This is a genomic window from Paraburkholderia tropica (assembly GCF_914484835.1).
Classification (GTDB): domain Bacteria; phylum Pseudomonadota; class Gammaproteobacteria; order Burkholderiales; family Burkholderiaceae; genus Paraburkholderia; species Paraburkholderia tropica_A.
The window spans coordinates 263928-276111 of sequence record NZ_CAJZAR010000101.1 but is presented as its reverse complement, the minus strand read 5'-3'; the positions used below and the strand labels follow the sequence as shown (position 1 = coordinate 276111).

General features: G+C 63.6%; 14 protein-coding genes. 7 read left to right on the top strand and 7 right to left on the bottom strand.

Annotation, left to right across the window (positions count from 1 at the left end; translation table 11 throughout):
* Positions 1-94 precede the first annotated feature (94 nt).
* A complete protein-coding gene (locus tag LDO54_RS36780; protein WP_224017720.1) occupies positions 95-352 on the bottom strand; it encodes a hypothetical protein in 258 nt (85 codons plus the stop codon).
* 12 nt (positions 353-364) lie between these two features.
* Here LDO54_RS36780 and LDO54_RS36775 point away from each other — a divergent pair, with 12 nt between their 5' ends.
* From LDO54_RS36775 to map, 3 genes are all read left to right on the top strand, one after another.
* Entirely contained in the window at positions 365-1492 is a 1128-nt protein-coding gene (locus LDO54_RS36775; protein WP_224017718.1) for a branched-chain amino acid aminotransferase, read from the top strand.
* A 205-nt stretch (positions 1493-1697) separates the two neighbouring features.
* Positions 1698-1910 (top strand): ParD-like family protein, encoded by a 213-nt coding sequence (locus tag LDO54_RS36770; RefSeq protein WP_224017716.1) that lies wholly within the window; start codon positions 1698-1700, stop codon positions 1908-1910.
* On the top strand, positions 1907-2677 hold the full coding sequence (map, locus tag LDO54_RS36765) for a type I methionyl aminopeptidase (protein WP_224017715.1): 771 nt from the start codon (positions 1907-1909) through the stop codon (positions 2675-2677). Before LDO54_RS36770 ends, map begins: the two co-directional genes overlap by 4 nt.
* A gap of 28 nt (positions 2678-2705) precedes the next feature.
* Here the strand turns inward: map and LDO54_RS36760 are convergent, their stop codons facing one another.
* On the bottom strand, positions 2706-3236 hold the full coding sequence (locus LDO54_RS36760; RefSeq protein WP_224017713.1) for an AraC family transcriptional regulator: 531 nt from the start codon (positions 3234-3236) through the stop codon (positions 2706-2708).
* Positions 3237-3250: 14 nt separating this feature from the next.
* Positions 3251-3628: a MerR family transcriptional regulator gene (locus LDO54_RS36755; RefSeq protein WP_224017711.1), complete on the bottom strand. Its 378-nt coding sequence runs from the start codon at positions 3626-3628 to the stop codon at positions 3251-3253.
* Positions 3629-3739: 111 nt separating this feature from the next.
* Between LDO54_RS36755 and LDO54_RS36750 the strand changes: the two genes are divergently transcribed.
* The gene (locus LDO54_RS36750) at positions 3740-4564 is read left to right on the top strand and encodes an SDR family NAD(P)-dependent oxidoreductase (RefSeq protein WP_224017709.1); all 825 of its coding nucleotides are present in this window, start codon (positions 3740-3742) and stop codon (positions 4562-4564) included.
* A 397-nt stretch (positions 4565-4961) separates the two neighbouring features.
* Here LDO54_RS36750 and LDO54_RS36745 read toward each other — a convergent pair whose 3' ends face one another.
* A complete protein-coding gene (locus LDO54_RS36745; RefSeq protein WP_224017707.1) occupies positions 4962-5723 on the bottom strand; it encodes a GntR family transcriptional regulator in 762 nt (253 codons plus the stop codon).
* A 151-nt stretch (positions 5724-5874) separates the two neighbouring features.
* Between LDO54_RS36745 and LDO54_RS36740 the strand changes: the two genes are divergently transcribed.
* From LDO54_RS36740 to LDO54_RS36730, 3 genes are all read left to right on the top strand, one after another.
* Positions 5875-7245 (top strand): class-II fumarase/aspartase family protein, encoded by a 1371-nt coding sequence (locus tag LDO54_RS36740; RefSeq protein WP_224017705.1) that lies wholly within the window; start codon positions 5875-5877, stop codon positions 7243-7245.
* 27 nt (positions 7246-7272) lie between these two features.
* Complete coding sequence (locus LDO54_RS36735) at positions 7273-8652, top strand: cation:dicarboxylate symporter family transporter (protein ID WP_224017703.1); 1380 nt, start codon at positions 7273-7275, stop codon at positions 8650-8652.
* Between the two features lie 376 nt (positions 8653-9028).
* A complete protein-coding gene (locus tag LDO54_RS36730; RefSeq protein ID WP_224017701.1) occupies positions 9029-10429 on the top strand; it encodes an MFS transporter in 1401 nt (466 codons plus the stop codon).
* 29 nt (positions 10430-10458) lie between these two features.
* On the opposite strand, the gene LDO54_RS36725 is transcribed toward LDO54_RS36730, so the two are convergent.
* The 3 genes from LDO54_RS36725 to LDO54_RS36715 all read right to left on the bottom strand — a co-directional run.
* A complete protein-coding gene (locus tag LDO54_RS36725) occupies positions 10459-10677 on the bottom strand; it encodes a hypothetical protein (protein ID WP_224017699.1) in 219 nt (72 codons plus the stop codon).
* Positions 10678-10801: 124 nt separating this feature from the next.
* A complete protein-coding gene (locus LDO54_RS36720) occupies positions 10802-11419 on the bottom strand; it encodes a plasmid fertility inhibition factor family protein (protein WP_224017697.1) in 618 nt (205 codons plus the stop codon).
* Between the two features lie 40 nt (positions 11420-11459).
* Positions 11460-12184: serine hydroxymethyltransferase (locus tag LDO54_RS36715; protein WP_224017845.1), on the bottom strand; the 725-nt coding region annotated here is incomplete at its 5' end.

Sequence of the window (12184 nt, the reverse complement as noted above, 5' to 3'; positions counted from 1 at the left end):
ACATTCGTTGTCCGCCGACACCCGATAAGTCTGTGTCGCGCCACTTTCCCCATAGCGATGCGAGTCGATCGGCGTGCGCAACGCTCTCCGCTTTTCAAAACGTTCCCGCGTGATTCTGCGCGACGAATGCCTGCGCTTCGGAGTCGCGGAAGCCGCCAAATCGACTATCGCCTGCCGGCCGCTGGATGCCCTGATCGTTCAACTGGGCATCCCATTTCCTTACATTTTCATTCGGACGTTTCGGGGCAGCGAATACGTTGCAGTGCACAAAACGGTGTGTTCGCTGGCGCGTGAGCGGCGAAATTGCCATACTGGAGGGCCGCCGACCATTACGGGCGCTTTTTTTCTGCATTTTTTACACGCCATGAACAAGACTGCCACCCCTCAGCCCGAGTTTGCCCTCGAACGCCACCCGCAGCCGACGCCCGCCGACGCGATCACCGCATTGATCGCCGAACCCGTATTCGGCAAGGTGTTTACGGACCACATGGTCACGATCCGCTGGAAGGAAGGGCTCGGCTGGCACGACGCCAAAGTCGGTCCGCGCCGCGCGTTCGAAATCGATCCGGCCTGCGCCGTCCTGCATTACGCGCAGGAAATCTTCGAAGGCATGAAGGCCTACCGTCGCGACAACGGCGAGGTTTCGCTGTTCCGTCCGCTCGAGAACGCCAAGCGCTTCCGCGCCTCGGCCAGCCGAATGTCGATGCCAGAACTGCCGGAAGAACTGTTCCTCGGCGCCGTCGAGGCGCTCGTCGACATCGACCGCGCCTGGGTCCCGGGCGGCAACGGCAGCAGCCTCTATCTGCGCCCGTTCATGTTCGCGATCGAGAACTATCTGGGCGTGCGCGCGGCCTCGGAATACGTGTTCTGCGTGATCGCGTGCCCGGTCGGCCCCTATTTCAAGTCGGGCAAGTCGGCGGTCACGGTCTGGGCGTCGGACACCTACACGCGTGCCGCGCCCGGCGGCACCGGCGCGGCCAAGTGCGGCGGCAACTACGCGGCCAGCCTGATCGCGCAGACGGAAGCCTCGTCGCACGGCTGCGACCAGGTGGTGTTCCTGGACGCCGCCTCGCATCGCTGGATCGAGGAACTCGGCGGCATGAACATCTTCTTCTTGATGGACGACAACTCGCTGCGCACGCCGCCGCTGTCGGGCACGATCCTGCCGGGCATCACGCGCGCGTCGATCATCGAACTGGCGCGCGCCGAGGGCTTCACGGTCAATGAAGCGCCGTATGCCTTCGACGAATGGCAGGCCGATTCGGCTTCGGGCCGCGTCAAGGAAACCTTCGCCTGCGGTACGGCGGCGGTCGTGACCGCGATTGGCGCGGTGCGTCACGCCGGCGGCGAGTTCACGATTGGCGACGGCGGCGAAGGCCAGGTCACGCGCCAGCTGCGCACGCTGCTCACCGACATCCAGCGCGGCAAGGCGCCGGATTCGCGCGGCTGGGTGCGCACGGTCGAGGCTCAGCCCGTGACGGCCGGCCAGTAAGCGGTTCTCTCGGCATCGCGCGATGCCGATATCGCGTAAAAACGGCGCTCGTTGAGCGCCGTTTTTGCGTTTACGTGCCCAGGACGCGCGTCGGACCGGAATTCCGCCCTCGGTCGTGCAGCTGAGCCGGAAATCAGAAATCGGTTGCACGGCGTCCGGTTTACGCTATACGATCCATATACGTTTCATATATACGGAGTCGCAAATGGGCATCGTCAATATCGACGACGAATTGCACGATCAAATCCGCAAGGCGAGCGCGGTGTCGTGCCGCTCGATCAACGCGCAGGCGGCGTTCTGGATCAAGATCGGCATGCTGTGCGAAATGAATCCGACGACGCCGTTCAACGAGATCGTCGCCCGCGAACTGCGGGCCGCGGGCGTGGCGGCGGAAGCGCTCAAGGTGGCGTCGGCGTGACCAAGCGGCCTGAGGAAATCGCCTTGATGGCGGAGTCGGGCAAGTTGCTCGCGGACGTGTTCGGCTATCTGGATCGGCTGAACCTGATCGGCATGTCGACGATGCAGGTGAACGATCTCGTCGACGGCCTCATCGTCAACGAGCTCAAGTCGCGCCCGGCCAGCAAGGGGCAGTACGGCTATGCCTACGCGCTCAACGCTTCGCGCAACCACGTGGTCTGTCACGGCGTGCCGTCGGCGGCGGAGATTCTGCAAAGCGGCGACATCGTCAATTTCGACATCACGCTGGAGAAGAACGGCTATATCGCCGATTCCAGCAAGACTTATCTGGTCGGCGAGGTGTCGCCGCTCGCGCAACGTCTCGTCGATGTGACTTACGAGGCGATGTGGAAGGGCATTCGCGCCGTGCGTCCGGGCGCGACGCTCGGCGATGTCGGGCACGCGATCGAGCGGCATGCGCGGCGCAATGGCTATTCGGTCGTGCGCGAATATTGCGGGCACGGCATTGGCCGCGAAATGCACGAGGATCCGCAGGTGCTGCATTGGGGCAAACCGCGCACGGGCTTGACGCTGCGCGAGGGCATGGTGTTCACGATCGAGCCAATGCTCAATCAGGGCCGCGCCGCTGTGGCGACCGAGGACGATGGCTGGACGGTCGTGACGCGCGACGGAAAGCTGTCCGCGCAATTCGAGCACACGGTGGCCGTGACGCGCAACGGCGTGCGCGTGCTGACGCTGCGCCCCGGCGAGACGTTGAACAGGCATTGAAAACCGTCGCCGATCCGCCTGGATCCGCTTACTCGCTGATACGGAAATACTCGCTCGGCACCACGCCGAGCTGCTTTTTGAACATCGCGGTAAATGCGCTCGGACTGTCGTATCCCATGCCGAGCGCCACATCGAGAATGCTCTGACCCGTCGCCAGCCGTTCGAGCGCCATGAGCAGACGCGCCTGCTGCCGCCATTGCCCGAAGGTCATGCTCACTTGCCGGGCGAACGCGCGTTGCAGCGTTTTTGCATCGACGCCGGCGACTTTCGCCCATTCACCGAGTGTTCGTTTGTCGTCGGGCGCATCGAGCAACTGTTGGCAAATATCGGCCAGATACGGGTGCGTGGGCAACGGCAAATGAAGCGGCAGCACGGGCAGGAAATTGAGTTCATCGAGCAGCAAACCCATCAGGCGTCCGTCGCGTGAATCCGCGGTGTAATCGCCCGTTATCGCCATCGCGCTGACAATCAATTGCCGAAGCAGATCGGAGATCGCCACGGTGTGGCACTGACTGGGCAAACCTTGCGCAGCGTCCGGTTGAATGTAGAGCGTGCGCATCGTCACGACTACCTTTAACCGGCAATCTCCGCATCCACGCATTCGCCGCCCACTTTATCGAGCGCATTGAGCAGTCCCGCGCGCAACTCGCTCAGCGCGTGACTTTTTTCGTCGAGTTCTTTTAGCTTGGCCTGAAGACAGGCGACCTTGTCCGCCGTGCCGAAACCCGGGCTATCCCATACGTCGATCACATCGCGGATTTCCGCCAAAGTGAAACCGAGCGCTTTGGCGTGGACGATCAGGCGTATCCGCTGAAGCGAAAGCGCCGAATACTGCTTATAGGTATTCGTGACGTGCGGTTGCGTCGCCTTGTCGAGCAAACCAAATCGTTCGTAATAGCGAACCGTATCGCGAGACACGCCAGCCTGTTTACAGAGTTCGCCAATGAGCATGCTGCTTCCATTCGAAGTCGTGAGCCGACATTAGGACTTGACCGTGGTCTTTAGTCAACGGTTTAGAGTCGGAGTCGTCTTTCACTCTGTGTTTCACACGCTCAACTGGCTATGACCATTCCTTTCGATTTTCGCGGAAAGACCGCACTCGTCACCGGCGCATCGTCGGGTATTGGCCGCGAATTCGCGATTGCGCTCGCGAGGCGCGGGGCCAAACTGCTGCTGGTGGCGCGCTCGGGCGACACCTTGCGCAATCTCGCGGAAACCTTGCGACGCGAGTATGGCTGCGCGGCCGATTTCCTGAGTATCGATCTGAGCGCGCCGGACGCTGTGGATGCCATTGCCGCGCATCTGAAAGCCACCGGAAGTCATATTGACGTGCTGATCAACAACGCAGGCTTTGCGACATACGGGCGATTCGAAACGATTGCAATGTCGCGTCAGCGCGAGGAAATGCTCGTGAATTGCATGGCCGTAGTCGAGCTGACGCATCTCGCGCTGCCGGGCATGCTGGCGAAATCGAATGGCGTCGTCATTAATGTGGCGTCCACCGCCGCATTTCAGCCCGATCCGTATATGGCTGTTTACGGCGCGACCAAAGCATTCGTGCTGTCATTTTCCGAGGCGATCTGGGCCGAGAACCGGCAGAAGGGGATTCGCGTACTCGCTTTGTGTCCGGGCGCGACGCAAACGGGATTCTTCGATGTCGTCGGCGCGCAGGAGGCCGCTGTTGGCGCGCCGATGCCGGTGGAAAGCGTCATTCAGGAAGCGTTTCGGGCCGTGGATCGCAACGATTGCCATCGGGTCGTGGGCGCGAAGAACTGGTTGCTCGCCCAATTGCCGCGGCTGTTGAATCGTCAGGGCGCCGCTCGGCTCGTCGAAAAAATCCTCAGACCAAAGCCGGTTCAATTCACGACAAAACACGCTGGCGGCTAAACACATCCGCGATTAGAAAAGCCGTCGCGACCGGGGGGACGCGACGGAAAGATCTTTCCCGGAGCGGAATCGATCTGGAGGTATCCGCGGCAATCACGCCACGGACAGGAAAACGGTATCAGGGCAATGCACGCGCGTCTATTTGCCTAAATTACGTCGGCTTACGTAGCGGATTGCGCGCGGAGTGTCCAGTGAATCGTCACATGAACGCGCCATTCACGGTATTTGTGAATGAAGTGTTGGCTGTAGCGATTTAGCGAAGTTGATCGAAAACTTACCGTCGATTACCTTCTCGGCACGCCGTCATTCATGAACGGCGATTCGCTGGAATCTGAGAGACTGTTGATGACCGACGAATGTGTTTGCCGCCTGGGCGGTAAGCACATTCGCGCGGCCATTACGGATTGTCTTCGTCCGATCGTGTCAGGCGCATCGAAATCGAAAAGCGCTCGGCGGGATGCACGGTCACCGACACCTCGAACGTTTTCCCCGCTGCATCCAGATATCGGCGCACCACGCGCAACGCCGCCGTTCCGGCCTCGATGGCCAGGCGCGCGGCCATGTCCGGCGCGAGCAGCAGCGCGCTCACGTCCTGGCGAATCTCAGCCACGCGTCGTCCGTAGCGCGTTTCGATCAGCGAACTGATGAGCGTGTCCGGCTCGGCGCGCGCCTGATCGGCCACTTCCTGATACGCCGGATCGATATAGACATCGGTCCAGCCCACCGCCACGGCCCGTTCCGCCGCGCGCGCGCGCGGCGCGTCGCGCTGCACGCGCAGACTCGAAATCCGCAGCCAGCGCTCGCCCTCGTCGCATTGCAGGACGTCCGCGAGCCCGGCGTCCGCCACCACGTCCTCCACCGACTGCACTTCGCGCAGATGCTCGCTGCCGAACTGCACCAGATCGTCCACCGACGCCAGCGTCGGCCGAAAGCCGTTGCGCGGCTGCGCCGACTCCACGCGCGTGCCCGCGTTCTTGCGGCGCGAAACGAAACCGAGTTGCTGAAGTTCGTGCAGCGCCGCGCGAATCGTGTGGCGGCTCGTCTGGTACTGGTCGCGCAATTCCAGCTCGGTCGGCAAGTAGCTGCCGACCGGAAAGCGGCCGGAGGCGATGCCCTCGGTCAGATCGCGGGCGATTTCGGCAAAGCGGGGTCTGTTCATGACGGAAGTTTAAGGCGCGCACGTCCGGCGTAGGGGTAAATCACGACTTGCTCTATATGTTCGAACATATTACTCTAAATATGTCCGAACATATTCGGCGATTCCTTCGCCGGTTCGTCCCTGAATGTCGAGTCCAAGCCTGATACCGAACATGATCCCCAGCCAGATGCCCGCTTCCAGCACCGTCGTCGATTCCATCCTGTTTCGCGACGCCTTCGGCACCGCCAAAATGCGCGCCGTTTTCTCCGATACCGCACTGATCCAGCGCTACATCGACGTCGAAGTCGCGCTCGCGAAAGCCGAGGCGCGCTGCGGCGTGATTCCGGCCGAAGCCGCCGACGCCATCGCGCGCGAGTCGCGCATCGAGCGCATCGACTTCGACCATATGCGCGAGGAAACCGACATCGTCGGCTATCCGATCCTGCCGCTCGTGCACCAGCTCGTCGGCATGTGCGGCGAAGCGGGGCGCTATGTGCACTGGGGCGCCACCACGCAGGACATCATGGATACGGCCGTGGCGCTGCAGGTGCGCGACGCGCTCGATTCGATCGACGCCGATATCCGCGAACTGCGCGGCATTCTCGGCGACCTTGCGAACAAGCATCGCGACACGCCGATGGCGGGCCGCACGCATCTGCAGCAGGCGCTGCCCGTGACCTTCGGCTATAAGGCGGCGATCTGGCTCGCGATGTTCGACCGCCATCAGCAGCGCATCGCGCAACTGCGCCCGCGCGTGGCCGTGGTGGAATTCGCGGGCGCGGCGGGCACGCTCGCGTCGATCGGCGAGAAGGGTTTCGCGGTGCAAAAGGCGCTCGCGCAGGAACTCGGTCTGGGCGTGCCGGCCACGACCTGGCACGTCGCGCGCGACGGTTTCGCCGAAGCCGTGAACCTGCTCGCGCTCGTGACCGGCTCGCTCGGAAAGATCGCGACCGACATCATGATCATGGCGTCCAACGAATTCGCCGAAGTCTACGAGCCCTTCGTGAAGGGCCGCGGCGCGAGCAGCACGATGCCGCAAAAGCGCAATCCGATTTCGAGCGAGCTGATGCTCGCGGCGGCCAAGGCCGTGCGTCAGCACGCGGGCCTGATGGTCGACGCGATGATCCAGGACTTCGAGCGCGCGACCGGCCCGTGGCACGCCGAATGGATCGCGATTCCCGAGAGCTTCATTCTCGCGTCGGGCGCGCTGCATCAGGCGAAATTCGCGCTGGGCGGCCTGATCGTCGACACCGGGCGCATGAAGCACAACCTCGGCATCAGCAAGGGGCTGATCGTGGCCGAGGCCGCGATGATGCAGATGGCGCCGTACACGGGCCGTCAGCAGGCGCACGATCTGGTCTACGACGCGTGCCGCACAGTCAACGAGCACGGCGGCACGCTGGCCGAGGCGCTCGCCGCGCTGCCCGAGGTCACGCAACATTTCGATCGCGCCGCTATCGATCGCATGACCGATCCGGCCAACTATCTGGGCCTCGCGCCGCAGATGGTGGACCGCGCGCTCGCCTTGTCGAGCGAGATCTGATCGGACGGAGCTGGAGGAGCACACATCATGAACGACAAGATCCTCGCGAACGAGGCACACGAATCGTTGGCGCCGCTTGCGCGGCAACCGTGGTACAAGCGGCTGGGCATGCAGGTGATGATCGCGCTCGTGCTGGGCATCGGCGTGGGTCTTGCGTTTCCGGCCTTCGCGGCGCAGCTCAAGGTGCTCGGCGACATTTTCCTCGCGCTCATCAAGGCGGGCGTCGCGCCGCTCGTGTTTCTCACGATCGTGCACGGCATTGCGTCGGCGGGCGATGCGCGCAGCGCGGGCCGCGTGGGCTGGCGCTCGCTCGTCTACTTCGAGGGCGTCTCGACGATCGCGCTCGCCGTGGGTCTGCTCGCCGGCAATCTGTTCCAGACCGGCAAGGGCATGACCGCGATCGCGCCGCACGCGGCGGCGAATGCCGTGGCTGCCGCGAAGGCGCCGCCGCCGCAAACCTTCAGCGCGTTCGTGATGCACCTCGTGCCCGACAACTTTATCGGCGCGTTCGCGAAGGGCGAGTTGTTGCAGGTGGTCGTGCTCGCGGTGATGGTCGGCATCGGCATTCTGGCGATTCCCGAAGCGCGGCGCGTGCGCATCAGCGAAGGACTCGATCTCGTTTCGCAGGTGCTGTTCGCGTTCATCAACGTGGTGATGAAGCTCGCGCCGCTTGGCACCTTCGGCGCGGTCGCGTTCGCGGTGGGCAGCAACGGCACGGCGGTGCTCATCGCGCTCGCTCAACTGGTGCTGAGTTTCTATGCGGTGATCGCACTGTTCGTGTTCGTTGTGATGGGCGCGATCGCGCGGCTCGCGGGCTTCAGCATGTGGCGTTTTCTCCGCTATATCAAGGACGAAATCCTGATCGTGCTGGGTACGGCTTCGTCGGAAAGCGCGTTGCCACGCCTGCTCGTCAAACTCGAACGACTCGGTTGCGCGAAGCAGACCGTCGGCCTCGTGCTGCCGACCGGTTATGCGTTCAACCTCGACGGCACTTCGATTTTCATGTCGATGGGCGTGCTCTTTATCGCGCATGCGTACAACGTGCCGCTGACGTTCGAACATCAGCTCGGCATTCTGCTGCTGATGCTGCTGACTTCGAAGGGCGCGGCGACGGTGTCGGGCGGCTCGTTCGTGGTGTTCGCGGCCACGGTTGCGTCGACGGGCGTGCTGCCGGTCGAAGGCGTGGCGATCATCTTCGGCGTGTATCGTTTTATGTCGATGGCGATTGCCACCTGCAACACGATCGGCAACGCGCTGGCGACCGTGGTGGTTGCGAAGTGGTCGGGCACGTTCGATGCGCAGGCCGCCGAGGGCTGGCTGAATGCACGCGCACCGATATCGCGCGACGATTCGCACACGCATGAGCACAAGCCCATCATGTCGATCGACGGAAGGAACGTGCGTTGAGCGCGCGTTGAGCCGCTGCGCGTGTCATTGCGCGCGCATGTAATGTCGCATGTAATCTTTATGCAAGCCGCTATTTCAATGGAAGAGATTCCATTGCGAAAAAATAGCGGCTGCATTAAGATCACCCGGTCGCCGCAATGGCGGCCGTAAGCGTTTACGTCAACCAACGCGTACCTGGTCGTCAGCCCGTCAATGCGGGTCGATGACTTTCTACGCTTGATCGACGCCATGAATACGCTGATCGACTTTCTCGCTGTCTTTCCCGCTTGTTTCAATTCGCGCGCTATCGATTCCGGTCGATGGACGAGCTTAGGTGCGTCGATCCGGCGAAATTCGTTCGTCATCCCGATTAATTGAGCGCCGATGGAGTCTGACTTTGCAATCACACATTGAACAACCGCAGCGCCCGGCAGAAGGGCAAGGCTTGCCGGAGCGCCAGCGCTGGCTCGTCATGAGCTGCATCCTGCTCGGCATCCTGCTGAGCAATCTCGACAGCGCCATCGCCAATATCGCGCTGCCGACGCTCGTTCGCGAACTGGGTACCAGCGACGCGGCGGTCGTCTGGGTCGTCAACGGTTATCAGCTTGCCGTGGCCGTATGCCTGCTGCCGGCCGCCGCGCTCGGCGAAATCATCGGGCACAAGCGCATTTACGCCATCGGGCTGGTGCTGTTCCTGATCGGCTCGGTGTGCTGCGCGAGCGCGCCGTCGCTGCCCGTTCTGGTGGCCGCGCGCGTGCTTCAGGGTGTCGGCGGCGCGTGTCTCGCGGCGCTGGGTCCGGCACTGGTGCGTTCCATTTATCCGCGCAGCCTCATTGCGCGCGGCTTTGCTTCGATTGCGCTGGTGGTCGCGATGTCCGGTGCATTAGGGCCGACGGTGGCGGCGCTGATCCTCTCGATCGCCGCATGGCCTTGGCTCTTTCTCGTCAACGTGCCCGCGTGCCTCGTGGCGATTCCGCTGTTTCTCGCCGTTGCGCCGCGCAGTCAGGGCGCGCCGCGTCCGTTCGATCTGGCAGGCGCCGCGCTCAACGCAATCGCATTGGGCTTGCTCGTGATGGGCGTCGATATTCTCGGCCACGATACGGGCCGGGCGGTGATCATGCTCGTCGTGGGCGCGTTGTTCCTGATGGCCCTGGTCTGGCATCAAAGCCATCGTGCGACGCCGCTGCTGCCGCTGGATTTGCTGCGCATTCCCGTGATCGCGCTCTCGGCGGTCACGTCGGTGTGCTCGTACGCGGCGCAGATCATCGCGTATATCTCCGTGCCGTTTCTGCTGCAAACCTTGCTGCATCGCTCGGCGGTCGAGACCGGCTTGCTGGTGACGCCCTGGCCCTTGCTCGTCGCCGCCGCCGCGCCCATCGCCGGTCGTCTTTCCGCCCGTTACCCGGCTGCGGTGCTCGGCAGCGTCGGGCTCGCGGTGCTGGCGGGCGGGCTGGTGTCGCTGGTGCTGTTGCCGGGCACGCCGACCGACCTCGAAATCGCCATCCGCATGGCCGTGTGCGGCGCGGGCTTCGGCTTCTTCCAGACGCCGAACAACACGACGATGATGACGTCCGGGCCGGTCGCGCGCAGCGGCGCGGCTGGCGGCCTGGTGGCGGTCGCGCGGACGGTGGGATGGTGCCTGGGATCGTCGCTCGTGACGATGCTGTTTCAGCTGAACGTCACGGAGCGGACGACGAAATGTCTCGCCGTGGCGGCGATCTTCGCGGGCATTGGCGCGGTCGTCAGCCTGACGCGCGGTTTGACGGCGTCGGGCGCCGGCGCGCAAGCGCGCGGCTAGCGCGCTGCGGGCGAGTTTCTGCTGGCGGATCAGTCCGTAATGGCGATATGCGTGCTGTCCTCGGCGTCGAGCCGGATCTCGTTGACGCGTCCGGCGCGCACGTCGAGCAGCAGCCGGTCGAGGGCTTCGATCTTGGCCGGATCCCGGCCGACCGGCTTGATCAAGGTCGGCACGCCGCCTCGGGCCGTTGCGTGGGCTTCGAGCAGCAGGTGAATGACTTCTTCGCGGGTCATGAAGATGCGGTTCATACCGGGGTTCCCCTGTGTGACGAATCATTTTGTATGAGGGAATTATATTCGGCCACGGTTGAATCGACATCGAAATGAACCCGGACGCGCCCACGCAGTCCCCCGCTCGGGAAACGCGTCCGCGTTAGTGAAATGCTCCTTTCATTGAATGGGAGTCCGTACTATCTGCACGCGGCGCATGAACGCCGTGCGGAAACGACGAAAGCGGCAGCATTTCCGACACGCGCATCCAGCGGCTGCGGCGCGTGCCCGCGAGCCGCGCGAGCAACGGCGCTTCGGAAACGTCGCATTCGACCGGAAAACAGGGCGAGCCCTGCGATGCGAGCCACAGCGCGCGCGCCACGCCGTCGATCACCGAAAGATAAGGCTGCGCCGTTGCGTTCAAGGCGACAGTCTCGTTGATCGACGGCGCGCCGATTCTGGGTCTTACACCGCAGCGCACTTCCATCAGCGGAACGGGATCGCTTATGCCGAGCCGGAAGCCTTCGTCGGCGAGTTCGATCTTTTCGCTCAATACCGCAGCGTCGAGGCCGCGGGCCGGAAGCGCGCGGATCGCGCCGGGCATGTCGTTGCGCCACAGGCCGAACAGCGCATCGCGCCGCACCTCCACGACCGCACGTTCGTCGTTGCCGAATTCCGTGCGGCCGACGCTCATGTAGACCTCGCCCTGGCGCGTGGGCACCTTGAACAGGGCGAGTATCTGGCCGTTCGCGGCGAGGCGCGGACCGAGGTAGGTTTGCACGAGGCTGTCCTGTCGGGCGGGGCGGCGGCGCGTGCGCGCCTCAGCTATATACCGGGAAGCGCGTCGTCAGCTCGGCGACCTGAGCCTTCACGCGCTCGATCGTGGCGGCATCTTCCGGGGCTTCGAGCACGTCGGCGATCAGGTTGCCGACCCGTTCGACTTCCTTCACGCCGAACCCGCGCGTGGTCATCGCGGGCGAGCCGAGACGAACGCCGCTCGTCACGAACGGCTTTTCCGGGTCGTTCGGAATCGCGTTCTTGTTGACGGTGATATGCGCCGCGCCGAGCGCCGCTTCCGCCGCCTTGCCGGTGATCTTCTTCGCGCGCAGATCGACCAGCATCACGTGGCTTTCCGTGCGGCCCGAGACGATACGCAGACCGCGCTTGACCAGCGTTTCAGCCAGCACGCGTGCGTTCTCGACCACTTGCTGCTGATAGGTCTTGAATTCCGGCGACGCGGCTTCCTTGAACGCGACGGCCTTGCCGGCGATCACGTGCATCAGCGGACCGCCCTGGATGCCCGGGAAGATTGCCGAGTTGATGGCCTTCTCGTGCTCGGCCTTCATCAGGATCACGCCGCCGCGCGGGCCGCGCAGGCTCTTGTGCGTGGTCGTGGTGACGAAGTCGGCGAACGGCACCGGGTTCGGGTAGACGCCCGCGGCGATCAGGCCCGCGTAGTGCGCCATGTCGACCATGAAGTACGCGCCGACGGCCTTGGCGACCTTGGCGATACGCTCGAAGTCGATGCGCAGCGCGAACGCCGATG

What these genes read in the sequence shown, in the direction of transcription:
- LDO54_RS36735 (WP_224017703.1), top strand. Translation starts at nt 7,273, where the DNA reads ATGAACGACAAGATCCTCGCGAACGAGGCACACGAATCGTTGGCGCCG.
- LDO54_RS36745 (WP_224017707.1), bottom strand. Translation starts at nt 5,723, where the DNA reads ATGAACAGACCCCGCTTTGCCGAAATCGCCCGCGATCTGACCGAGGGC.
- LDO54_RS36775 (WP_224017718.1), top strand. Translation starts at nt 365, where the DNA reads ATGAACAAGACTGCCACCCCTCAGCCCGAGTTTGCCCTCGAACGCCAC.
- LDO54_RS36750 (WP_224017709.1), top strand. Translation starts at nt 3,740, where the DNA reads ATGACCATTCCTTTCGATTTTCGCGGAAAGACCGCACTCGTCACCGGC.
- LDO54_RS36780 (WP_224017720.1), bottom strand. Translation starts at nt 352, where the DNA reads ATGCAGAAAAAAAGCGCCCGTAATGGTCGGCGGCCCTCCAGTATGGCA.
- LDO54_RS36770 (WP_224017716.1), top strand. Translation starts at nt 1,698, where the DNA reads ATGGGCATCGTCAATATCGACGACGAATTGCACGATCAAATCCGCAAG.
- LDO54_RS36725 (WP_224017699.1), bottom strand. Translation starts at nt 10,677, where the DNA reads ATGAACCGCATCTTCATGACCCGCGAAGAAGTCATTCACCTGCTGCTC.
- LDO54_RS36755 (WP_224017711.1), bottom strand. Translation starts at nt 3,628, where the DNA reads ATGCTCATTGGCGAACTCTGTAAACAGGCTGGCGTGTCTCGCGATACG.
- LDO54_RS36740 (WP_224017705.1), top strand. Translation starts at nt 5,875, where the DNA reads ATGATCCCCAGCCAGATGCCCGCTTCCAGCACCGTCGTCGATTCCATC.
- LDO54_RS36760 (WP_224017713.1), bottom strand. Translation starts at nt 3,236, where the DNA reads ATGCGCACGCTCTACATTCAACCGGACGCTGCGCAAGGTTTGCCCAGT.